A 21,919-nucleotide genomic window follows, 5' to 3' on the forward strand; every position below is an offset into this window, starting at 1 on the left:
TGCAGATATGAGACATTTCGCTACATTAAATATTGGTTCTCGGCTTTTCCGGTGAAGAAAGGCTGTTAAGCTGATGATCAGGAAAATAAAAAAGCCTGATGGCGATATAACGGGGTCTACTGTTGGTGATCCTCAGCACTGCTCTGCGTATCTTTTTACTGAGTCTGGCGACTTTCACGTCGCAGTTTGCGCATGCGAATAGCGCCCCGGTCACACTTGCCTCAGAAAAACCGATTGAAAGCCATTTCCAGTACTGGGAAGACGCCAGCGCCGAAGCGGAACTGGCCGATGTTCGCGCCCTTCCCGATCGCGCCTGGCAGACCAATCCATCGGGTAAGGCCACCTTCGGGATTACCGATTCCGCCTACTGGCTGCGGGTTGAGGTGCAAAACCAGACCGGCCGCGACCAGCTTCTGATTGCAGAGCTGGGCTATTCCCAGCTTGATGACGTGGTGTTTCACGAGCTCTCCGGCGGCACCCTGCTCCGAGAATTCGCCACCGGGGACACCCGCTCTTTCTACCCCAGGGATGTCGACCATCCCAACATGCTATATCGATTCCATGTAGCCCCGGACGCCTCGAAAACGCTTTATATCCGGGTCGCCACCCAGGGCACGATGGTGGTGCCGCTGCAGATCTGGCAGCAGAATGATTTTTACGAAGCCGCTGCCAACGAGCAGAAACTGCACTTTTTCTACTACGGCAGTCTGGCAGTGATCATCCTGATCAACCTGGCCGTGTTCCTGACCCTGCGAGAAAAGCTGTACCTGTTCTACGCCCTGGCCATTTCCGGCTACTTCCTGTTCTTCGCCGCTGTGCGCGGCTATACACTTCAGCACATCTACCCGGGCGCACCGTTTCTTCACACGCATGTGCTTCTGCTGTCGATGCCATTCCTGGCGATGTTCTCGATACTGTTCTGCATGGAGTTCCTCCAGGTGCGCTCTAACAGCCCCAGGCTGTACCGGGCCCTGCAGGCGATGCTCTTGTTTGAGATGCTGTTTTTCCTGTCTGCGCCGCTGCTGGATTACGACACCGGTATCCGGGTGGCGGCCGTTTCCGCGTTCGCATTCTTCTCGCTGCTCCTGGTGGCCGGCCCTGTGGCCTGGGCTGCCGGTGTCAGGGCCGGGGTGTTCTTCACGATCGCCTGGACACCTCTTACGATAGGGGTCTCGGCAACGGCGGGGCGGGCCCTGGGCCTGTTGCCAGAGAATTTCTTTACCGAGTACGCCATGCAGATCGGCTCCGGGCTCGAGGCTTTCATTCTCACGCTTGCCCTCGCCGACCGCCTGTACCGGGAACGGGAACAGAAAATCCAGGCTCAGGCCGATATCCTCAAACAACAGAAGGCCCGCAACGAAGCCCAGACCCAGTTGAATGAAGCACTGACCCACGATCCGGTGACCGGGCTACCAAACCGGAACCGGTTCGAATGGATGGTGGATGAGCAATTGCGGGAAAACCCCAACGGGCGCTTCATGGTGGGCGTTACCCGGATAACGCAGCTCAAGGAAATCAGCCGGACCCTGGGCCTCGACCGTAGCGAACGTTTGCTCAAGGCCATGGCAGAGCATATGACCCGTTTGGCCTCAGGCCTGCCCATGGTTCATCACACCGTCGATGCGCGTGGGAACGATGAGCGGGTATATCAGCTGTCTGGCGACAGTTTTGGTTTGTTGGTGAACGTCAGTAAAACGGCAGACGACTTCCAGTCGCTGGATAACGCACTCAAACAACTGGCGGAACCCGTGTTGCTGGATAACATTGCCATAGAGCCCAATCCCCGGTTTGGTGCCGCCAGCTATCCGGAACATGGCAAGAAAGCCGCTCTGCTGATCCGCAATGCCCATGTCGGCATGGAAATGGCGCCTCATGGCCCGTATCAAACCGGCCTGTATTCCCGCAAGGATGACATCTATGACGAAAGCCGGCTGACGTTGATGTCCGACCTCCGGGAGGCACTGCACCACAATCAGACCGAGCTCTACTATCAGCCTAAAATCAGCCTGGCGACAGGTAAAGTGGTGGGTGTGGAAGCCCTGATCCGCTGGCATCACCCGGACCGGGGCTGGGTGCCGCCGATTGAGTTTGTTCCGATGGCGGAGAAAACCGGAGTGATCAAACATCTGACCCGATGGGTGGTGGACCAGGCTCTGAACGATCTGAAGGAACTCCATGCCCTCGATCCGTCTCTGACCGTTTCTGTGAATATCTCTGCCCGGGATCTGAGCTCTCCGGAACTGGTGGGGCTGTTCGAAACCCGGACAAAGCGCAATCAGCTGAATCCGGAACAGGTCATCATTGAGCTGACCGAAACCGCTGCCATGGACGATCCCCACAGGGGCCTGAACGCCCTGAACGAATTAACGGCTATCGGGCTGAAGCTGTCGATTGACGACTTTGGCGCCGGCTACTCCTCGCTTTCCTATCTCAAGAAACTACCGGCCAGCGAAATCAAACTGGACCGCGCTCTGTTACAGGACATCGAATCCAGCGAGGGCGCGCGGATGATTGTCGAAACCGCCATCAGGATGGGCCAGGGCCTGGGCTATCAGGTGGTGGCCGAGGGTGTCGAAACCGAAAAGTCGGCCCGCCTTCTCAACCAGTTGGGAGCGGAAATGCTCCAGGGCTACTGGATCTGCTCGCCGAAGCCGCTCCACGAGCTACAGGCCTGGCTGGAGGTTGAAAGGAAGGCTTCTAGCCTGGAACGGCTCCTTTAGTTGGTTTGCTCACGCGCACTGCCGCTGAATTGCTGCTCATATCCAGCGGCGAACCTTGGCACAGTAGGTCGTATAGGTGGCACCGAATTTGTCCCGCATGAACCGCTCCTCCGGAACAATCTGGAAATGGTTCATGTAGAGGACAAATGCCGGTAGAAAAAGCAGGGCCGGCAGATTGCCAAGCCACAGCCCCCAGGCGCAGAGAACCAGCAGGAATCCGAGGTACATCGGGTTTCTGCTGTACCGATAGACACCAGAAACCACGAGACTTTCCGACTGCCCGGGAACCCTGGGATCTACCGTTGTGCCCACCTTTCTGAACGCCAAGACACCAAGAACCGCGATCGCCATACCCGTCAGTGCAACGCCAGACGCCAACCAGCCTGCTGCTGGAATGGCGATTGCCAAGTCAGGTGCAATGCGGGACAGAGCCCACATCCCAACCGCCACAATAGCGACAAGAACCACCGGTGGTATTTTCAGCTCAAGTGCTGTCACAAGCCATTACTCCTCTGCTGACCGGAGCGCCCGGCCAAGAGCGGTATAATAATCGTAAAAAGCGTTGTTGACGCGTTCGCGTTCCGCGCCCACCGGGTACAGACCCAGTTTTGCCTCTTCAGATTCCCGGGTTCCGCTCACCAGAAAGGCGTTCTTCACGTTTGCATCCTGCACAAACGCTTCAAACGCCCGGGCGCAAAGCTCTTCAGGCAAGCTGAAATATTGAATCCCTGCCGCTTTGTCCGCCCTCACCGAGCACCGGAAGAGCTCGCTGGGCTCTGCGCCTTTTTCGTCCAGCAGAATCGCCTTGAAGCAGGCCTGCAGTCGATCGTTCAGCGGATGCCGCACAGCGTCGTCACGGCCAAGCCAGAGCTTCGAAGCAAACTGGCCTCTGTGGGCCTCGCCGAAAAGTTTCTCGCCGATGTAATGATCAAAGGCGTGAAACCACTCGTGGGCGATGCTGCCGGGCCCGGCATTTTTGGCCAGTGAGAAGCTGCGCGTGGCCGGCGTGTAGTGGGCCGACACACCCGGTCGGCCGCCAATGCCATATTGAAGAGCCAGGGTGCCACGCAGGGAAACCAGAGACTCGGTGCCGCCAAGAATGGTCATCAGGTCGCACAGGGCATCGTAGAACAGCGACGCACTGCGCTGTTTTTCCGGCTCGGTGACCCAGCGGCCAAGCTCGATGGAACGGAACTGGAAACGACGGCGGACGTCGAGAAAGGTAACCGGCGCTCCGGCTCGATGGTCCGGGCCCCGACGGTAAAAGGTTTTAGCCATGGGCTATTGTACGATGAAATTCCGGCCTGTCTTTCAGGCACCGAGAGAAACAGTATTTGGCGGGATTGACCGGTTTTATGTGAATTATGACCGTCTGATTTTCCGCCGGCTTGTGCCACACTGCCAGTACCAATAACGACAATATCCGGACCGAGTGTTTGCCATGACCGACACCCAGACCCATTACCGCACCTGTAACATCTGTGAAGCCATGTGTGGCCTCGAAATCCAGCATCGGGGTAGCGAGATCCTGTCCATCAAGGGCGACAGCAACGACCCGTTCAGCCACGGCCATATCTGCCCGAAAGCCGTTGCACTGCAGGATTTCTACAATGACAAGGACCGCCTGAAAGCACCTATGAAGCGCACCGCGGACGGCTGGCAGGAGATCAGCTGGGAAGCTGCCTTCGAGGAAATCGCCTCGCGGTTTCGCGGCATCCAGCAGGAACACGGGCAGGATGCGGTCGGGGTTTATCTGGGTAATCCAAACGCCCATAACTTCGGCAACGCCATCATGCTGCCGCGGTTCTTCAAGGCGCTGGGCACCAATAACCGCTACAGCTCCGCATCGGCGGACCAGTTACCACACCACGTGGCCTCCAATTACATGCTGGGTGCCGGCATGCTGATTCCGGTGCCGGACATCGACCATACGGATTTCATGCTGATCATTGGTGCCAACCCGATTGTTTCCAACGGCAGCCTGATGACCGCCCCCGGCGTCGGCAAACGCCTGAAGGCCATCCAGCAACGTGGCGGCAAGGTGGTGGTGGTTGATCCACGGCGCACCGAGACTGCGAGAAAGGCCGACCAGCACCTGTTTATCCGCCCGGAAACCGATGCCCTGTTCATGCTGGCCATGGTTCACACCCTGTTTGAGGAACAATTGGTTACCCTTGGTCATCTGGAAGACCGGATCGACGGGCTGGAGCAACTGGCCGAGGCCGTAAAACCCTATAGCCCGGAAAACGTGGCGGCAGCCTGTGGTATGACCGCGGAGGCCATCCGCGAGCTGGCCCGGGAGATGGCAGCTGCGAAGAGCGCCGTTTGCTACAGCCGCATGGGCGCCTCGACGCAGTCGTTCGGCGGCCTCTGCCAGTGGCTCAACAATGTATTGAACATTCTCACCGGCAACTTCGATAGCCGCGGTGGCGCCATGTTCCCCCAGCCGGCCTTTGATCTTGTCAGGGACAAAAAGGGCAAGCCGAGTTCCTATGGCCGTTACGAGTCCCGGGTACGAAAGCTGCCCTACTTCAACAACGAATTCCCCGTGGCCACCCTGGCCGATGAGATTCTGACCCCGGGCGAGGGCCAGATTCGCGCGATGATCACCATCGCCGGTAATCCGGTGCTTTCGGCGCCCGGCGGAGCCCGACTGGAAGACGCTTTCGATACCCTGGATTTCATGGTGTCGGTGGATATCTACCTGAACGAAACCACCCGGCACGCCGACATCATCCTGCCGGCCACGACCGGGCTGGAAGTGCCGCACTTCGATGTGTTCTTCAACTCTTTCGCCGTTCGCAATACCGCGAAATTCTCGGAACCGATGTTCGAAAAAGCGCCAAACCAGAAACACGACTGGGAGATTCTGCGGGATCTGGCCCTGCAGTTAACCGGCCTGGAAGACGATGGCGTAACGCCGGAGGCCATGCTGGATCTGGGCCTGAAACACGGCGCCTACGGAAAGGAAGGCATGAGCCTCGAGACCCTGAAAGCCTACCCCCATGGCGTGGATCTGGGACCGCTGCAGCCCTGCCTGGCGCAGCGCATCCAGACCGAAGACGGCAAGATCCGGGTGGCTCCGCAGCTGTATCTGGACGATCTGAAACGCCTGGATGCCTCAGGCCTGTTGCAGGCAGATGAGACCAGCGACTATCCGTTCACGCTGGTCAGCCGCCGCCTGCCCCGCAGCCACAATACCTGGACCCAGAACTCCCACCGGCTGGTAAAAGGCAAGAACCCGTGCACTTTGCAGATGAACGCGTCAGATGCCCTCAAAATCGGGCTTGAAGACGGACAACTGGCCACGGTTACGTCGGCTTCCGGAAGCATCAACCTGCCAGTAGAAATCGACGACGATATGTTCGAGGGTGTGATCAGCATGCCCCAGGGCTGGGGCCATAACCGGCCGGACACCGCCATGTCGATCGCCGAGGGACAACCCGGCGTGAGCATGAACGACGTCACCGATTCCGGGCGCATTGACGCGTTGACGGGCAATGCGGCGTTCAACGGTACGAGGGTAGCCGTACGCGCAGCCTGATGTGAGATATGGCATGGAGAAGGTTGCGCGTCTTGCTGAACGGGGGAAGGCTGTCAGTCAGTCCTGGTTGGGACTACGGGACAGATTGGCACGCAAGTAATCGTCACTGACTTCCAATTCATAGACAGTTTTCGATTGAACCAGGCAGTCGAGCATTTGTTTACGTGCCCTATGATATTTTTCATCGATTACGTGACGATCTTTCTGCCACGTTTCCCGATCAGGCCACTGAGCATAACCAACCAGGATATTCGGCTTGTCTGAAGTGTGGAGTCTTGAACCAAAACTGCCACAGTGCTGATAGATACCTGAATCCGTGACTTCACACGGTCTAATTTAATCCCCAGACCTGCAACCGCAAGGCCTGAGGCGATATAATCGCACCTGACATCCATTCACCCAGTCAGTGCACCGGCCCATGCGTACCTTCACCCTCCAGCAATCAAAGACCGAAGTCTACACTCCCCACGGCGGACTGGCTCTGGTGGGCCACTGCCTGAATCGGCACACGTCGCTGCCCCAAACCGCCCGCACCGTGGTCAAGCGTCACGGTATTCCGAACATCGACCTGATCCGGACCTATCTGGGCTTGATCACGCTCGGCAAGAGCGATTTCGAGGCCGTGGAGTCAGCGCGTACAGATCCCTTTTTTAAATCCGCCATGGGGATCAAACAATCGCCCTCCTCGGCCCGATTACGGCAGCGATTTGATGAAGATGCCCAGGCGCTCACGCCCTTATTGGAGGATGCCAGTTGTGAGTTTTTGACGTCCGTCGAAGCGCCGGTTTCTCCCCTGAAGATGGGGCATGTGGCCTTAGACATGGACGTTTTCCCTATGGATAACAGCCAGACGAGCAAGGAAGGCGTCAGTTACACCTACAAGGGGCACGACGGCTATGCGCCCATTGCTGCTTACCTTGGTCAGGAAGGCTGGTGTCTAGGGTGTGAACTGCGCCCCGGCAGCCAACACGCCAATAACGGTTTTTTGGAAACGTTGAAACGCGTCTTACCCCGGGCCCGGTCACTGACTGGTTCGCCCATCCTGCTGCGTCTGGACAGTGCCCACGATGCCCGCGACAACCGGGATTTTCTGAGTCAGCAAGAACAAGTGGATTTCCTGATCAAGTGGAATCCTCGTAAACAAGACCCTCTGGTCTGGGCCGACAAAGCTCAGGAGCAGCAAGTCTGGACGCTGGGCCGCTACGGCAAAATGGAAGCGGTTCTGTCGGAAGAGCTACCGGACGAACCCGGCATTCGCCGGATCGTCAAAGTGACGGTCCGTACCAGTGATGCGCAGGGCCAGTTATATCTGGAACCGGACGTCAGCCTGGAAGGCTGGGTGACATCGCTGCCAGTGAGTGTTGCCAGCAACCAGCAGGTTATAGACTTGTATTGCGATCATGCCACCAGTGAGCAGTTCCACAGTGAGTTCAAAACCGATCTGGATCTGGAGCGCTTGCCTTCAGGCAAATTCGCCACCAACAACTTGGTGATGACGTTTGCAACGCTGGGCTACAACGTACTGCGCTGGATGGGACTGAGGCTCACCGGCCCCGATGCACCTGTGCGCCACCCGGCCAAGCGCCGCCGCCTGAGAACCGTGATGCAGGAGCTGATGTACATGGCCTGTCGCCTGATCCACAGCAGTAGGCAACGGTTCCTGCGCTTTGGCCGCCATTGCCCGGGTTTTGCCGTTTACCGTGACCTCTATCGCGGTCTTGCGTCTCCCGGGTAGACAACCCGGATCGCTTCGTTGCTTGATCTCACCCCGATCATCTTGTTGGGCAGATCGCCCGTGCCTGAGAGTTACAGCTTGATCAATATTCGGCCAAAGCAAGACCGGTTTGCAGGTGTTTCAATCGGTAAACTGACAGTCGTGCTCTCAACATAACCGGACTGGCTTCAAAAATGAGTTAGGCGTGAGCCAACCAAGGCTCAGGGTGCTATATTCGAGCGGAGTCACTGATTCAGGAGATAGCTTTCGTCACCTCAAGCCAGGCTTCGCGAAATGAAGTCTCTGCGCCTTCCTTGATTTCAAACTCATAAACGGCAACAAACATTCATTTCCTCTCTAAGTTCTAACGCCTTGGCTTTGCGGCGTGACAGAGCGCCAGAGTAGGCACGTCCGACAACAGCCATTGGTTAACCGCTTGCATGCGCATAGCGATGCGCATACGATCAAGCTTTGTATTCTAAATCTTCTGGGAGGCCCTCATGGCCGAACTCTATGACTCAGCCGCCCCCAAAAAGGCAGCGAACCTCTCAATCAATAGCGATCTTCTGCGTAAGACCCGGGAACTGAACATTAACTTGTCTGCCACCCTGGAACGAGCTCTGAAAGAAGAGCTTTCGAAACGCGAAGCCGCTCAATGGGTTGAAGAGAATCGCGCTGCGATAAAAAGCTACAACGATTTCGTCGAACAACATGGATGCTTCGGCGACGAGTTCAGGGAGTTTTGATGGCACAGTTCGATGTGTACCCCAACCCGAGCAAAATCAGCAAGGCTCACTATCCTTACCTTGTGGATATTCAAAGCAGCCTTCTTAGCGATTTGGCAACTCGCATTGTCATCCCTTTGGGCAAACGTTCTGCCTTCGGTGGCGAAGCTATGCAAGGGCTCACTCCCGAAATCAGCTTTGCCGATCAAGAGCTGTTGCTGTTAACTCCGCAAATTTCCTCCGTGCCTGAAAAACATCTCAAGAGCCCTATTGGCTCTCTCTCACATTTCAGAGACCAGATTGTTGGAGCTTTGGACCTGACTATCACCGGCATTTAACGCCCGCAGCATGAGCACCCTTGTAATGGAGCCAAAGACGCAATGAAAAGGGTGTCGCCCTGCCTGCGCTGGTTAGGGCGCGGTTGAACAAAGAGCCACCACTTCTTGAAGTTTAATGTTGCGAAACACCGTATCGGTTTGGGTAACTGAACTCTGTATTGTGGCGCCTGGAAGACTGCTCCCTCCGCTGGAAAATGTCCCAATATTCTGAACACCAACAGGTATTGGTACACTCATTTTAACTTGACGCTCATATTCGGTAACCGATTTCACCTTAATAACTGGCGCATTAGAGGTCGGCCCGAGTGCCTCATTACAAACCTCAGAGATTTGGGAGAGTATTTTCTCTGTACTACTGTCTGCTTCATCCACATAGGTGACTTGGATTCCAGCTGGTAGCGACTCGGTACTATAGCCAAGCACACCGTCGTACGACCTTGGCCCCGATGCGCAGCCGGAAAGAAAGAGCGCGACTGCCATAAAGCGATGAATTTTCATTCCAAGTCCATTAATTAAAACGTGTTCTAACGACAAGCGAAGCGGCGCGGAGCGAGGTACGAGCGGAGCGTCCCTTGGAGACCATTGTTAGGCGCCAACTTTGTCATTTGAAAGAAACACATAGCATTCATTGATTTTACTTTCCTCCGAAAGACTGTCGAAATACTGCTGTATTTCAGACGGCTTCTTTCTCAATGAAGAATAATATCCGTATTGATCAACATAGCCTTGCAACACCCGGTCTCGTTGAACAATTTTTCTAGCTACATCAATCGCTATTGCTTCTTCTTTATCTATTGAATTAAAGATGTTGATATCAATCTTAGGGGACATACCTCTGAGCTGGTCAAGCCGATCAATACCTAACTCAGTATCTTCTGCGAAATCCATCCAGCCAGCTATTTCTTCTGACTTAATGTGCCCAACATATTTCTTGGTAAGAAATCGTTGCGGCTCGTTACCAATCACCTTCTCGCCTACAAATGTTTTTGCTGCCTCCCTCCATGTCATTTGAGACTCTAGCAGATCATTTGTAGCTTGATCGTACATACCTAATTCTGCGGAACACAACGCATGACCCATCGCGGTTATGGTGAAATATTCCTCGACAGGCATCAGCTCTTTTACACTTTTGTCCTCAAGAAGCAGTGCTTTATATTTCTCATGTATCTCACCAAGAGTCTGACGGCTGTTTATAAGCATTTGCGTTTTAGTTGATATGTCTTCGATTTGACCCAACTCTCTTATTACTTTTAATGCGGAAATCAGCCTTGCTCTTTCCTGCAGCTCGAGAAATTTCTTTATGAATTTTAAATCTGCGGCCATTTCCTCAAGTTTTTTATCAATTTTATTGATTTTTTTATTTAAAAACAAAAAGCCAGCAGAACTGACTGCCAGGGTTAATCCTGAAATGACCATGCTGGCTTGAGCCAAGCCAATTAATTGCTGGAAATCTGCACCGATACGGTACAGCTGATAAGTGTTCAACCCGGAGAAGGCTGTATTCACTGGTGATAAAAAGGTGGAAAGCAGATTAGCTGGATTGCCTGCATTTACTAAATGGGCAACAATCTGACCAGCATCATTTCTGACAACGCCACCAAATACTTTGTATGAGCCACTGAGTACGCCGGCTAGTACGCTGTCCGGAATCGAGCGCGTTAATGTGTACCCTGCTAACTCAGAGATCATATTGAATTTCCCCTAAACCTATTCATGTGTTTCTTCGCCTAACTGCGGAGCGAAGCGGCGCGTCCCACGCGTCCGTCTTCCGTGGCTTGTCAGCGGTGCGGCATTCATGAGAGTCAACATGAAAATCATGCACTAATGCAATATTTCATAAATCGTACCACCTATTGCATCACCCAAAGATCTTTGCACATCATCTATTTTGGCCTTGAGTTGGTCGACGCTTGGAACAGAAGCGCCACATACTTTCCGCTCCATTTCCTCAAGGGGAGCTTCATCAAGAATGCTCAAAATCTCATTTGTATCTCTGACGTTTTGGCATCCAGCAGCCACGTCTGCAATGGTTACGGATACAATCATTCCAATACCGAGGTAAGGTATTGCTTCTACAGCAACCGAGGAGACGTTCAGCGCTACATTCCTCGCCGTTCTCTTAGTGATATTCCTTGATAAAGTTTTGGCACGAGCAATTTTCATTCTGCGCGAGGCTGCTTGCTGTTCTAATTTCGCATTTTTCTTTTTCAGGCGATCATTTTCCTCAGCTAGCAACTGATATTGTTTTGATTTGCTATTCGAGAAAAGTGATTCATAAGGGAAGTTCGACAGTGCCCCGTAGAGAAGGTCGTGGAATTTGGCGCTGGTAACCAACAAGACATTGGTAGAGAGTAAGCCTAAGACAATCAAGGTAAAAACAGCATTTTTTGCAGTTTTAAGGCCATTCACTCAATAGTAAGCGCCAATAAATCCGCACCTGTGGCTGGCAACTGAATTTCGCCACACTGATTCCTGCTTTCAAATGAAGGAGGAATCCGATGACCACCCCTGATTTACATCAGTTCTGGCAACAGACGCTATCGGACTGGCAGGCCTCGGGCCTGTCCGGTGCCGCCTACTGCAAACAAGAGTCCCTTGTTTACCACCGGTTTGTCTACTGGCGGCAGAAGCTGACTGGCCGCGAGGAGCCCAGCAAGCCGGTTCAAACTCGATCCGGATTCGCCCGCGTGGCACCGGTTGCGAATGCCGGAGCCGGTCTGACCGTGTCACTGCCCGGCGGCGTATCAATCACCGGCCTGCACGCTGGCAACATTGAGTTGCTGGGCGCGGTGCTGAGGCAGATGTGATGCGTCACCGCTATCTGCGTCCCTCCTGGGATCTGCCGGAGATCTATCTGTACCGAAAGCCGATCGACTTCCGCAAGCAGGCCAACGGCCTAGCCCTGTTGGTGGAACAGGAACTGGGGCACAGCCCGTTCTCTGGAGCGCTTTATGCCTTCACCAACCGGCAGCGGAACAAGATCAAATGCCTGATGTGGGAAGACAACGGCTTTGTGCTCTATTACAAACCTGAATCCGTGACTTCACACGGTCTAATTTAATCCCCAGACCTGCAACCGCAAGGCCTGAGGCGATATAATCGCACCTGACATCCATTCACCCAGTCAGTGCACCGGCCCATGCGTACCTTCACCCTCCAGCAATCAAAGACCGAAGTCTACACTCCCCACGGCGGACTGGCTCTGGTGGGCCACTGCCTGAATCGGCACACGTCGCTGCCCCAAACCGCCCGCACCGTGGTCAAGCGTCACGGTATTCCGAACATCGACCTGATCCGGACCTATCTGGGCTTGATCACGCTCGGCAAGAGCGATTTCGAGGCCGTGGAGTCAGCGCGTACAGATCCCTTTTTTAAATCCGCCATGGGGATCAAACAATCGCCCTCCTCGGCCCGATTACGGCAGCGATTTGATGAAGATGCCCAGGCGCTCACGCCCTTATTGGAGGATGCCAGTTGTGAGTTTTTGACGTCCGTCGAAGCGCCGGTTTCTCCCCTGAAGATGGGGCATGTGGCCTTAGACATGGACGTTTTCCCTATGGATAACAGCCAGACGAGCAAGGAAGGCGTCAGTTACACCTACAAGGGGCACGACGGCTATGCGCCCATTGCTGCTTACCTTGGTCAGGAAGGCTGGTGTCTAGGGTGTGAACTGCGCCCCGGCAGCCAACACGCCAATAACGGTTTTTTGGAAACGTTGAAACGCGTCTTACCCCGGGCCCGGTCACTGACTGGTTCGCCCATCCTGCTGCGTCTGGACAGTGCCCACGATGCCCGCGACAACCGGGATTTTCTGAGTCAGCAAGAACAAGTGGATTTCCTGATCAAGTGGAATCCTCGTAAACAAGACCCTCTGGTCTGGGCCGACAAAGCTCAGGAGCAGCAAGTCTGGACGCTGGGCCGCTACGGCAAAATGGAAGCGGTTCTGTCGGAAGAGCTACCGGACGAACCCGGCATTCGCCGGATCGTCAAAGTGACGGTCCGTACCAGTGATGCGCAGGGCCAGTTATATCTGGAACCGGACGTCAGCCTGGAAGGCTGGGTGACATCGCTGCCAGTGAGTGTTGCCAGCAACCAGCAGGTTATAGACTTGTATTGCGATCATGCCACCAGTGAGCAGTTCCACAGTGAGTTCAAAACCGATCTGGATCTGGAGCGCTTGCCTTCAGGCAAATTCGCCACCAACAACTTGGTGATGACGTTTGCAACGCTGGGCTACAACGTACTGCGCTGGATGGGACTGAGGCTCACCGGCCCCGATGCACCTGTGCGCCACCCGGCCAAGCGCCGCCGCCTGAGAACCGTGATGCAGGAGCTGATGTACATGGCCTGTCGCCTGATCCACAGCAGTAGGCAACGGTTCCTGCGCTTTGGCCGCCATTGCCCGGGTTTTGCCGTTTACCGTGACCTCTATCGCGGTCTTGCGTCTCCCGGGTAGACAACCCGGATCGCTTCGTTGCTTGATCTCACCCCGATCATCTTGTTGGGCAGATCGCCCGTGCCTGAGAGTTACAGCTTGATCAATATTCGGCCAAAGCAAGACCGGTTTGCAGGTGTTTCAATCGGTAAACTGACAGTCGTGCTCTCAACATAACCGGACTGGCTTCAAAAATGAGTTAGGCGTGAGCCAACCAAGGCTCAGGGTGCTATATTCGAGCGGAGTCACTGATTCAGGACAAAGCTCTGGCTGAAGAAAAGTTCAAATGGCCAGGACCCGCGGATGACTTGATGTCGCTGACCGGTGAGCAGATCAACTGGCTGCTGGACGGCTACGACATCACGCTGTTGAGAGGCCATAAAACCCTGCATTATGAGAGCGTTGGATAGTGCTTTTAGTAGCACTTTTTTGGTGTGCCAGGACGTTGTTTTTGCTATAATTTCGCCATGAAATCAACGCCTGATAACGCCTCTTCAACTCCCGATTTCAGCGGTCTCTCCACCGCTGAAATGATGTCTGTTATCAGCAATCTGCAAGCACAGCTGGCCGCTAAAGAAGACGCCCTCCAGAACCAACAAGTTCAACTGAAACAGCACGACGAGACCCTCCAGCGTCGCGACAACTATATCGCCATCCTCGAAGAACTGCTGCGTCACAAGAAGATCCAGCAGTTCGCGGCCAGCAGTGAAAAGCAGCCCAACCAGATCCTGCTGTTCGATGAAGCGGAGCTGGAAATCGAGATTGATGAACTGCGCGAGGAGCTGCCCGAGGATGTCGAAGAGGCCGACGCTCCTCGTCGTTCCCGCAAGCGTCGTCAGCGTGGCTTCTCTGATACGCTACTGCGCGAGCGCATTGAACTGACCCTCAGCGACGAAGAGAAAGCCGGTGCCACCAAGACCTTCTTCACCAAGGTGAAAGAAGAGCTTGAATATATCCCGGCCCAACTGAAAGTGCTGGAGTACTGGCAGGAAAAGGCGGTGTTCGAGCAGGACGGCGAAGAACGGATTGTTGCGGCTGCTCGGCCAGCACACCCGCTGGGTAAGTGCATCGCCACCCCATCACTGCTGGCCTGCCTCATTACCTCCAAGTATGCCGACGGCCTGCCGTTGTACCGGCAGGAACAGATGTTCCAGCGCCTGGGGCATGAAGTGAGTCGCACCAGCATGGCTCACTGGATCATCCGGTTGAATGACGTCTTCCAACCGCTGATCAACCTGATGCGGGAAACCCAGAACGGCAGTGATTACCTGCAAGCCGATGAAACCCGGATCCAGGTGCTCAAGGAAGACGGCAAATCGGTTCACTCCGACAAATGGATGTGGGTCACCCGGGGTGGCCCACCGGGACAACCCTCTGTTCTGTTCGAGTACGACCCATCGCGAGGTGGCAAAGTGCCGGTGCGCCTGCTGGATGACTTCCAGGGCATTCTGCAAGCCGATGGCTATTCCGGCTACGGTCAGGTCTGTGCCGCGAACAAGCTGACCCGAATCGGATGTTGGGACCACGCGAGACGTAAATACGTGGAAGCGGCCCGGGCTGCGCCGGCCAAAGGCAAAAAAGGCCCACCCTCAAAAGCGGATGTGGCCCTGAGCCACATCCGCAAACTGTACGCCATTGAAAAGGCCGCCCGAGATCTGAGCGATGAAGAGCGCTATCAGTTACGTCAGGAAAAGAGTCTGCCATTGCTCAACACCTTCAAAGCCTGGCTGGAGAAAAATGCCCCCCAGGTGATGAAAGGCCTGCTCACCCGTAAGGCCATGGACTACACCCTGAACCAGTGGGACACTCTGGTTGGTTACTGCGAACGCGGTGACCTGAACATCAGCAATGCCGGTGCCGAGAACGCTATTCGCCCGTTTGCCCTCGGCAGAAAGGCCTGGCTCTTCGCCGATACCTCACAAGGGGCGAAAGCCAGCGCCACCTGCTATTCGCTCATAGAAACCGCCAAGGCCAATGGCCTGGAGCCCTCCGCTTATATCCACCATGTGCTGGAGCGCATTGCTGGGGCCGATACACTGGAGAAGCTTGAAGCCTTGCTGCCCTGGAATGCCGAGTTGCCGGCTTTGAAAAAAGTGGCTCAATACGATTAGGGCAAGTGGGTCGATTTAACGGCGCTTACACTCAATAACTCCCTTTATAGATTTCTTATCCCAATTAAGGTCCCAATGAAGTGCTAACGCCAGCCAGCATGCGCGGGTACGGAATGGAGGAGAAGCCGCAATGTAGTAGACGTCGCCGTGCCTGGCCTTGTTATATTTTCTGGCATAACTGATCACCGTAGACACGCTCTCCAATCAGGTCGAACACCTTATCGAGGCTGTCATCCCAATCGTTGAGCAACTGGAAAATATTTGCTTGAAGAGAAAGATGGCCGCTTACATGATTGGCGGAACAACCTTCAACTCGGCCAACACGCATAGCGTGTCTGTCGAGGATAAAGCTGTGCTGCTCGTCTCCTCTGCCACGATTAGGCGAATGGGCAGAAAAGCTATTTCTGAAATTTACAATGTCTGCGGTTTTAATTGTCTCCAGGCCGTCAGTAACGCCAAGCTCTCTACATAACACCAGGGTAGCCTGTTGTTGCATATAACACGCATTCAGAAGGCCATAGTAAAGCAGATGCAACTTCCCAAAATCTAAGTCTCGAAGCTCAGAATCTCTGAATGAGGCCTTTGCCAATTGGGTGTCCTCCAAAAGGTAAAAAGCATCCAGAATAAAATTGTACGAACGCGAAGTTTCAACACCGACGAAGCGATACAGATCGCAGTCGTCTTTATCGTGATCTGTGGCGATATCAGAGAGATCTGAGCGAATTGCCTGAACAACATTGTCGAGTTTGCTCATTACTCCCTCAAATATAACAGCAATTAGACAGAGCGCTTCATGATTGCAGAAATTTGACCGCTTCGTTATTACGGCTTCTGGATCACAGTACGCAATGCCCATAAATGTATAAAACAACAGGTTAGCCCACGACACACCGCCTTTCCATGTAATCATTTGACATCTGTGATCCACTCCATCAAGAATACTGTACAAATAAACAGCGCTGGCAGGGAGCCGGGACGAATGAAGGGAAAACAATCTCGCTTACGGGACCAGGTTCGTGCGGTTATTCGGGTGAATCATTACAGCATCCGTACCGAAAAACGTACTGATACTAGATCCGTTATTTCATTCGTTTTCAGCAAACGAAGCACCCTCGCGATATGGGTCCCAGAGACGTCGATGAATTTCTGACCTAACTCGCTGTGCATCGTAATGTCGCGGCAGCCACCCGGATCTGCGCACCACCCAGATTTATACCCACGTCCTCGGACAGGGTTTCGCAGGGGTGCGCAGTCCGCTCGGCTAGCGGTCAGTAAGCCCTCACCACTCCAACTGTGCCCCGGTCTGGTACTCAATCACCCGCGTTTCGAAGAAGTTCTTCTCCTTGCGCAGGGTGGCCTGCTCATCTAGCCAGGGCGACACGTTCTTCGCGCCGGGGAACGGCTCTTCCAGGCCAACGGTGCGGGCACGGCGGTTGGCCACGAAGCGGAACTGTTCGCTGTGATACTCAGCCGAATAACCGAGAATCGGGTCTCGCAGGATGTAGTCCGCATAGGCCCTCTCGGCGGCTTCCGATTCGTCCCACATCTCGCGCACGGCCTTCGGGTCGAAGGTGATGTTTTCCTCTTCCACGATCTGGTTAACCACTTTCAGGCCGAATGAGAAGTGCATGGCCTCATCCCGCAGGATGTACTGCAACTGCTCGCCGGTGCCGCGCATCAGTCCTCGACGCTGCAGGGCGAAGATGGGGCTGAAGCCGTTGTAGAACCAGGTGCCTTCGAACACCGCCGCGAAGAACAGGTAGGACATGATGAATTCCTGCAGGTCGTCCTTGTTACGCAGGTTCATGTCCGGCCGCATGGCCGCATCCAGCCTGCGGTTGGCAATCTGGATCTTGCCGTTGATCGCCGGTACCACGCGGTAGCGGTTGTAGATCTCGCTCTGGTCCAGGTTGAGGGTTTCGATGCAGTGCTGGTAGGCCCAGGTGTGCATGGCCTCCTCGTATACCTGCCGGGCCTGGTAGATCTGTAGCTCCGGGGCGCTCATCTTCTCCATCACCGCCAGGCCGATGTTGCGCATGGCCAGGATGTCGGAGGTGGTGAGGTACGCCAGTACATTTTCGTACACGTGCTTTTCTGGCGCGGTTAGCCGGTGATGGTAGTCGTGAACGTCCTGGGCCATGTTCACGTCCAGGGGGGTCCAGTGGTTTTTGTTGGCGTTCATGAAGTACTCCCAGGCCCAGGGGTACTTGAACGGTGCCAGCTGGTTGATGTCGGTTTCGCCGTTGATGACTCGTTTGTCGTCCACGTTCACCGGTGCCGGGGCGCCGGGATGCGCCGCTTTGGATTCAGTTTTTAGTTCGTCGTCCCAATCAAGCATGGTTTTGCCTCGAAATCGTTAAGTGAGCAGTTACTGACAGGCTTCGCAGTCCGGATCGTCGATGCTGCACACCTGGGGCTGGGGCGCGGCAACCGGAGCGGTTTTTTCAGCACCGGTGGCACCCAGGGAGCGCAGGTAATAGGTGGTCTTCAGCCCACGTTCCCAGGCCAGCTGGTACAGGGCATCCAGCTTTTTGCCGCTGGGTTCGGCCATGTACAGGTTCAGGCTCTGGGCCTGATCGAGCCATTTCTGGCGCCGGGCGGCGGCTTCCACCAGCCATCTCGCGTCGATTTCGAAGGCGGTGGCGTATCGCGCTTTCAGATCATTCGGGATGCGGTCGATCTGCTGAACGCTGCCGTCGAAGTATTTGAGGTCGTTCACCATCACGTTGTCCCAAAGGCCTTCGGCCTTGAGATCCCGGACCAGGGAGGGATTCACCACCGTGAACTCGCCGGAGAGGTTCGATTTCACGAAGAGGTTCTGGTACGCCGGCTCGATGGACTGGGACACACCCACGATGTTGGAAATCGTCGCCGTCGGGGCAATGGCCATCACGTTGCTGTTGCGCATGCCGTTTCTCGTGATCAGTTCGCGTATCGGCGACCAGTCCAGCCGGGCGTTGGTGTTTACAGAGAGGTCCCCTTCCCGGCGGTTCTCTTTGAGCAGGTTGATGGAGTCGATGGGCAGGATACCCTGCTGCCAGAGTGAACCCTCATAGCTCTCATAGGCACCTCGCTCACCCGCCAGCGAAGCTGAGGCGCGGATGGCGAAGTAGCTGAGTTGCTCCATGGCAACGTCAGCGAACTCAACCGCTTCCGGGCTGGAATACGGCAGGCCCAGTTGATAGAGCGCGTCCTGGAATCCCATGAGGCCGAGGCCAACCGGGCGATGCCTAAGGTTGGAATTGCGGGCCTGGGGCACGGCGTAGTAGTTGATGTCGATAACGTTATCGAGCATGCGCACGGCGGTGTTCACCGTTTGTTCCAGACGCCGCACGTCCAGCTCGCCGTTGGCGATATGAGCCGTCAGGTTCACGGAACCCAGGTTGCACACGGCAATCTCGTCGGCACTGGTGTTCAGGGTGATTTCGGTGCACAGGTTGGAGCTGTGCACCACGCCCTGGTGCTGCTGGGGGGAACGCAGGTTGCACGGGTCCTTGAAGGTGATCCAGGGGTGGCCGGTTTCGAACAGAACGGTGAGCATCTTGCGCCAGAGTTGCTTGGCCGGGATTTTCTTGAACAGCTTGATTTTGCCCTGCTCTGCCAGGGCTTCGTAATGCTCGTAGCGTTCACGGAAGGCGTTGCCGTACAGGTCGTGCAGATCCGGCGCATCGCTGGGGGAGAACAGGGTCCAGTCACGGTCTTCGCGCATGCGCTCGATCAGCAGATCGGGCACCCAGTTGGCCGTATTCATGTCGTGGGTTCGGCGGCGTTCGTCGCCGGTATTCTTGCGCAGTTCCAGGAACTCCTCGATGTCCAGGTGCCAGCTTTCCAGGTAGGCGCACACCGCACCTTTACGTTTGCCGCCCTGGTTGACCGCCACGGCGGTGTCGTTGACTACTTTCAGGAAGGGCACCACGCCCTGGCTCTGGCCGTTGGTTCCTTTGATGTGGGAGCCCAGCGCACGGACTGGCGTCCAGTCGTTACCCAGACCGCCAGCCCATTTCGACAGCATGGCGTTATCACGGATGGCGCCGTAGATGTCTTCAAGATCGTCGCCCACCGTCGTCAGGTAACAGGAGGACAGCTGAGAATGGCGGGTACCGCTGTTGAACAGCGTGGGTGTGGACGCCATGTAGTCAAACGACGACAGCAGATTGTAGAACTCGATGGCCCGGGCATTCGGGTCATCTTCGCGCAGGGCCAGGCCCATGGCAACGCGCATGAAAAATACCTGGGGCAATTCCAGGCGGGCCTTGTTCCAGTGCAGGAAGTAACGGTCGTACAGGGTTTGCAGACCCAGGAAGCCGAACTGCAGATCCCGTTCCGGCTGAAGGGCGGCACCCAGGCGCTCCAGATCAAAGGCGGCCAGAGCGTCATCCAGCAATTCGTACCGGATTCCCGCTTCGACAAAGGCGCTCAGTGCCTGTGGATAAATCTCAGCCAATGGCAGACTGATGGGCAGGCCCAACGCGGCGGCATTCTCCAGACGCAGCTGTTCCAGCAGTAGACGAGCGGTGACCGCGCTGTAGTCCGGCTCCCGCTCAATCCGGCTGCGGGCCGTCATGATCAGGGCCGACAGCACGTCTTCCTCGGCGATGCCGTCGTAGAGGTTGGTCAGGGCATCGTCCACCAGGGAATCACCGTCGATGCCCTCCAGCCCTGTGGCGGCCTTTTCCACCTGCAGTTTCATCAGGCCCAGATCCAGCGGAGCAATCTCGCCACTGGTCTTTTTCACCGTCAGATGGGGGTGCGCCTCAACCGGCGCATGGCGGGCGCGCTCGCGGGCATGCTCTTCCCGATACAGGACGTAGGCGCGGGCCACCTTCTGTTCTTCGGCCCGCATCAGGGCCAGTTCCACCTGATCCTGGATGTCTTCGATATGCACCTTGCCACCGGCCTTCAGGCGACGGCTAATCGCCTGGATGACCTGGTCGGTCACCCGGTGTACCGCGTCATTGATACGCGCGGAACCGGCGGCGGTGTCGCCCTCAACAGCGAGGAACGCTTTGGTTACGGCGATGCTGATCTTCGAGGGGTCGAAGCCCACAAGCGTGCCGTTGCGCTTGATGACCTGAAGGGATTCGGTGTCCGTGTGCGAGGTTGGCCGGGGTTCGGCCAGGGCTGAGGCAGACATGCAGTGTTCTCCTGAATACGCGTTGAGTTCCTTTCACCATCGCGTACGCAGGGGCACACCTCGCCATGGGAATGGCTGGGCATAACCGGTCTGCTCACCCTGGGTCGCGAAGGTGCAGTCAGGAGCTTTGAAGCTCCGTATCCCTGGCAGGTCTTCGGACTCAGGGGCGTGAATCGTTCGATTCGGCCTCGTGTGGCGACTTCCCGGCTTTCGCCAGTGTCTTGATGCCACGCTTGTTCCCCAATACCGCTGCGCGTCAGTTCCGGAGTCTCACCGGATTCCCGATACCAGAATGGCTGAGATGATCACACGTTGACCGAGTTGGTTACGCGCTGATCACTACATCTGGTATTTGACCAAGGATAGAAACACTATATACAGGTCCACTTTTCAGGACAAGGCACTTTCCGGTAAAAGATCTGTCTGCAACGGAAACACCCTGACAAGAGGAGAGGCACTATGGAGAAGGTCGGATACAAAAGAATCTGGGGCCCGCTCCTCATTTCCATGCTGCTGTCTGCACCGGTCAGTTCGCAAGAGAGTACATTGACACCCTTCTCCCAGATGCAGTCCCTGAACGATGGCTGGGAACCCCTGGAATTCCCCAAGATAGATCAGCTCAGCCGCTATGAACTGACAACCGAATACGGTCAGCAGGTCGTGCGGGCGACCACGGACGGCGGTGCGTCGGGACTGATCGCACGGGTCAGGCTGGAGCCAACCGATTCGCTGATTCTGCAATGGTGCTGGAAGGTCTCGAATGTCTTCGAAAACGGGGATGCCCGGGAAAAGTCCGGGGACGATTACCCGGCCAGAATCTATGTGGCGTTCGAGTTCCAGCCCGAGAAGGCGGGGTTTTTCGAGCGCGCCAAACGCAAGACCGTCGAGGTGTTATTCGGTGAGTCCCTGCCGGGCAATGCCCTCAACTACATCTGGGCCAATACTCTCCCGAAGGGCGAGATTGTGCCCAACCCGTACACCGAGAAAACCATGATGATTGCCGTGAATTCCGGATCAGAACAGGTCGGCGAATGGGTCACGGTGGAGCGGGATATCATGGCCGATTATCGGGAAGCGTTTGGCGAGGAACCGCCACCGGTCGTGGGCATTGCCATCATGTCGGATTCGGACAACACCGGTGAAAAGGCCACGGCCTGGTATGGGGACATCCTTCTGAACCCGGATTCCTGAGCCCTGA

The 21,919-nt window shown here is 55.7% G+C and carries 18 protein-coding genes and 1 riboswitch; of the genes, 10 read left to right on the plus strand and 8 right to left on the minus strand.

What is annotated here, in order from left to right; translation table 11 throughout:
* Positions 1 to 125 precede the first annotated feature (125 nt).
* Positions 126 to 2,720: an EAL domain-containing protein gene (locus ACGK9W_RS16390; RefSeq protein ID WP_405417618.1), complete on the plus strand. Its 2,595-nt coding sequence runs from the start codon at positions 126 to 128 to the stop codon at positions 2,718 to 2,720.
* 36 nt (positions 2,721 to 2,756) lie between these two features.
* Here ACGK9W_RS16390 and ACGK9W_RS16395 read toward each other — a convergent pair whose 3' ends face one another.
* Together ACGK9W_RS16395 and ACGK9W_RS16400 are read right to left on the minus strand one after the other, a co-directional pair.
* Positions 2,757 to 3,218, minus strand: a complete 462-nt coding sequence (locus ACGK9W_RS16395) for a methyltransferase family protein (RefSeq protein ID WP_405417621.1) — start codon at positions 3,216 to 3,218, stop codon at positions 2,757 to 2,759.
* 6 nt (positions 3,219 to 3,224) lie between these two features.
* Positions 3,225 to 3,998, minus strand: coding sequence for a CLCA_X family protein (locus ACGK9W_RS16400; RefSeq protein ID WP_405417624.1), 774 nt, complete (start codon positions 3,996 to 3,998; stop codon positions 3,225 to 3,227).
* Between the two features lie 163 nt (positions 3,999 to 4,161).
* Between ACGK9W_RS16400 and ACGK9W_RS16405 the strand changes: the two genes are divergently transcribed.
* The 4 genes from ACGK9W_RS16405 to ACGK9W_RS16420 all read left to right on the plus strand — a co-directional run bounded on the left by ACGK9W_RS16405 (position 4,162) and on the right by ACGK9W_RS16420 (position 9,041).
* Entirely contained in the window at positions 4,162 to 6,264 is a 2,103-nt protein-coding gene (locus tag ACGK9W_RS16405) for a molybdopterin-dependent oxidoreductase (RefSeq protein ID WP_405417627.1), read from the plus strand.
* Positions 6,265 to 6,682: 418 nt separating this feature from the next.
* Positions 6,683 to 7,999, plus strand: coding sequence for an IS1380 family transposase (locus ACGK9W_RS16410; protein ID WP_104272564.1), 1,317 nt, complete (start codon positions 6,683 to 6,685; stop codon positions 7,997 to 7,999).
* Between the two features lie 479 nt (positions 8,000 to 8,478).
* Positions 8,479 to 8,724 carry a type II toxin-antitoxin system CcdA family antitoxin gene (locus ACGK9W_RS16415; RefSeq protein ID WP_053113336.1) on the plus strand — a complete coding sequence of 82 codons (246 nt, stop codon included), beginning with the start codon at positions 8,479 to 8,481 and terminating at the stop codon, positions 8,722 to 8,724.
* Complete coding sequence (locus ACGK9W_RS16420) at positions 8,724 to 9,041, plus strand: CcdB family protein (protein WP_405417630.1); 318 nt, start codon at positions 8,724 to 8,726, stop codon at positions 9,039 to 9,041. Before ACGK9W_RS16415 ends, ACGK9W_RS16420 begins: the two co-directional genes overlap by 1 nt.
* A gap of 72 nt (positions 9,042 to 9,113) precedes the next feature.
* On the opposite strand, the gene ACGK9W_RS16425 is transcribed toward ACGK9W_RS16420, so the two are convergent.
* The 3 genes from ACGK9W_RS16425 to ACGK9W_RS16435 form a co-directional block, all read right to left on the minus strand.
* Complete coding sequence (locus ACGK9W_RS16425) at positions 9,114 to 9,539, minus strand: hypothetical protein (RefSeq protein WP_405417633.1); 426 nt, start codon at positions 9,537 to 9,539, stop codon at positions 9,114 to 9,116.
* 87 nt (positions 9,540 to 9,626) lie between these two features.
* Complete coding sequence (locus ACGK9W_RS16430) at positions 9,627 to 10,730, minus strand: hypothetical protein (protein ID WP_405417636.1); 1,104 nt, start codon at positions 10,728 to 10,730, stop codon at positions 9,627 to 9,629.
* A 132-nt stretch (positions 10,731 to 10,862) separates the two neighbouring features.
* Positions 10,863 to 11,450 (minus strand): hypothetical protein, encoded by a 588-nt coding sequence (locus ACGK9W_RS16435; RefSeq protein ID WP_405417638.1) that lies wholly within the window; start codon positions 11,448 to 11,450, stop codon positions 10,863 to 10,865.
* Between the two features lie 89 nt (positions 11,451 to 11,539).
* Here ACGK9W_RS16435 and tnpA point away from each other — a divergent pair, with 89 nt between their 5' ends.
* The 4 genes from tnpA (at position 11,540) to tnpC (ending at position 15,587) form a co-directional block, all read left to right on the plus strand.
* Positions 11,540 to 11,848 (plus strand): IS66 family insertion sequence element accessory protein TnpA, encoded by a 309-nt coding sequence (gene tnpA, locus ACGK9W_RS16440; RefSeq protein WP_008169631.1) that lies wholly within the window; start codon positions 11,540 to 11,542, stop codon positions 11,846 to 11,848.
* Positions 11,848 to 12,102: an IS66 family insertion sequence element accessory protein TnpB gene (gene tnpB / locus ACGK9W_RS16445; protein WP_405417641.1), complete on the plus strand. Its 255-nt coding sequence runs from the start codon at positions 11,848 to 11,850 to the stop codon at positions 12,100 to 12,102. The genes tnpA and tnpB overlap by 1 nt, the downstream gene beginning before the upstream one ends.
* 78 nt (positions 12,103 to 12,180) lie before the next feature.
* Positions 12,181 to 13,497, plus strand: coding sequence for an IS1380 family transposase (locus tag ACGK9W_RS16450; protein WP_104272564.1), 1,317 nt, complete (start codon positions 12,181 to 12,183; stop codon positions 13,495 to 13,497).
* A gap of 446 nt (positions 13,498 to 13,943) precedes the next feature.
* Positions 13,944 to 15,587, plus strand: a complete 1,644-nt coding sequence (gene tnpC / locus ACGK9W_RS16455; RefSeq protein WP_248185957.1) for an IS66 family transposase — start codon at positions 13,944 to 13,946, stop codon at positions 15,585 to 15,587.
* 160 nt (positions 15,588 to 15,747) lie between these two features.
* Here the strand turns inward: tnpC and ACGK9W_RS16460 are convergent, their stop codons facing one another.
* From ACGK9W_RS16460 to ACGK9W_RS16470, 3 genes are all read right to left on the minus strand, one after another.
* Complete coding sequence (locus tag ACGK9W_RS16460; RefSeq protein WP_405417645.1) at positions 15,748 to 16,341, minus strand: hypothetical protein; 594 nt, start codon at positions 16,339 to 16,341, stop codon at positions 15,748 to 15,750.
* Positions 16,342 to 16,866: 525 nt separating this feature from the next.
* Positions 16,867 to 17,925, minus strand: coding sequence for a ribonucleotide-diphosphate reductase subunit beta (locus ACGK9W_RS16465; RefSeq protein ID WP_405417648.1), 1,059 nt, complete (start codon positions 17,923 to 17,925; stop codon positions 16,867 to 16,869).
* Positions 17,926 to 17,955: 30 nt separating this feature from the next.
* Complete coding sequence (locus ACGK9W_RS16470; protein ID WP_104270957.1) at positions 17,956 to 20,721, minus strand: ribonucleoside-diphosphate reductase subunit alpha; 2,766 nt, start codon at positions 20,719 to 20,721, stop codon at positions 17,956 to 17,958.
* A gap of 127 nt (positions 20,722 to 20,848) precedes the next feature.
* Positions 20,849 to 21,057: riboswitch (cobalamin riboswitch) on the minus strand.
* A 123-nt stretch (positions 21,058 to 21,180) separates the two neighbouring features.
* On the opposite strand from ACGK9W_RS16470, the gene ACGK9W_RS16475 reads away from it, so the two are divergent.
* Positions 21,181 to 21,912, plus strand: a complete 732-nt coding sequence (locus ACGK9W_RS16475) for a DUF3047 domain-containing protein (protein WP_405417651.1) — start codon at positions 21,181 to 21,183, stop codon at positions 21,910 to 21,912.
* Positions 21,913 to 21,919 lie beyond the last annotated feature (7 nt).

Origin of the sequence: Marinobacter flavimaris, from assembly GCF_045057155.1 — a bacterium.
GTDB classification, from domain to species: domain Bacteria; phylum Pseudomonadota; class Gammaproteobacteria; order Pseudomonadales; family Oleiphilaceae; genus Marinobacter; species Marinobacter manganoxydans.

Bases quoted from the DNA above. Each gene is read 5' to 3' on its own strand.
- tnpA (WP_008169631.1), top strand. From the start codon at position 11,540: ATGACCACCCCTGATTTACATCAGTTCTGGCAACAGACGCTATCGGAC.
- ACGK9W_RS16410 (WP_104272564.1), top strand. From the start codon at position 6,683: ATGCGTACCTTCACCCTCCAGCAATCAAAGACCGAAGTCTACACTCCC.
- ACGK9W_RS16465 (WP_405417648.1), bottom strand. From the start codon at position 17,925: ATGCTTGATTGGGACGACGAACTAAAAACTGAATCCAAAGCGGCGCAT.
- ACGK9W_RS16425 (WP_405417633.1), bottom strand. From the start codon at position 9,539: ATGAAAATTCATCGCTTTATGGCAGTCGCGCTCTTTCTTTCCGGCTGC.
- ACGK9W_RS16400 (WP_405417624.1), bottom strand. From the start codon at position 3,998: ATGGCTAAAACCTTTTACCGTCGGGGCCCGGACCATCGAGCCGGAGCG.
- tnpB (WP_405417641.1), top strand. From the start codon at position 11,848: ATGCGTCACCGCTATCTGCGTCCCTCCTGGGATCTGCCGGAGATCTAT.
- ACGK9W_RS16460 (WP_405417645.1), bottom strand. From the start codon at position 16,341: ATGAGCAAACTCGACAATGTTGTTCAGGCAATTCGCTCAGATCTCTCT.
- ACGK9W_RS16475 (WP_405417651.1), top strand. From the start codon at position 21,181: ATGGAGAAGGTCGGATACAAAAGAATCTGGGGCCCGCTCCTCATTTCC.
- ACGK9W_RS16450 (WP_104272564.1), top strand. From the start codon at position 12,181: ATGCGTACCTTCACCCTCCAGCAATCAAAGACCGAAGTCTACACTCCC.
- ACGK9W_RS16405 (WP_405417627.1), top strand. From the start codon at position 4,162: ATGACCGACACCCAGACCCATTACCGCACCTGTAACATCTGTGAAGCC.
- ACGK9W_RS16430 (WP_405417636.1), bottom strand. From the start codon at position 10,730: ATGATCTCTGAGTTAGCAGGGTACACATTAACGCGCTCGATTCCGGAC.
- ACGK9W_RS16415 (WP_053113336.1), top strand. From the start codon at position 8,479: ATGGCCGAACTCTATGACTCAGCCGCCCCCAAAAAGGCAGCGAACCTC.
- ACGK9W_RS16420 (WP_405417630.1), top strand. From the start codon at position 8,724: ATGGCACAGTTCGATGTGTACCCCAACCCGAGCAAAATCAGCAAGGCT.
- tnpC (WP_248185957.1), top strand. From the start codon at position 13,944: ATGAAATCAACGCCTGATAACGCCTCTTCAACTCCCGATTTCAGCGGT.
- ACGK9W_RS16470 (WP_104270957.1), bottom strand. From the start codon at position 20,721: ATGTCTGCCTCAGCCCTGGCCGAACCCCGGCCAACCTCGCACACGGAC.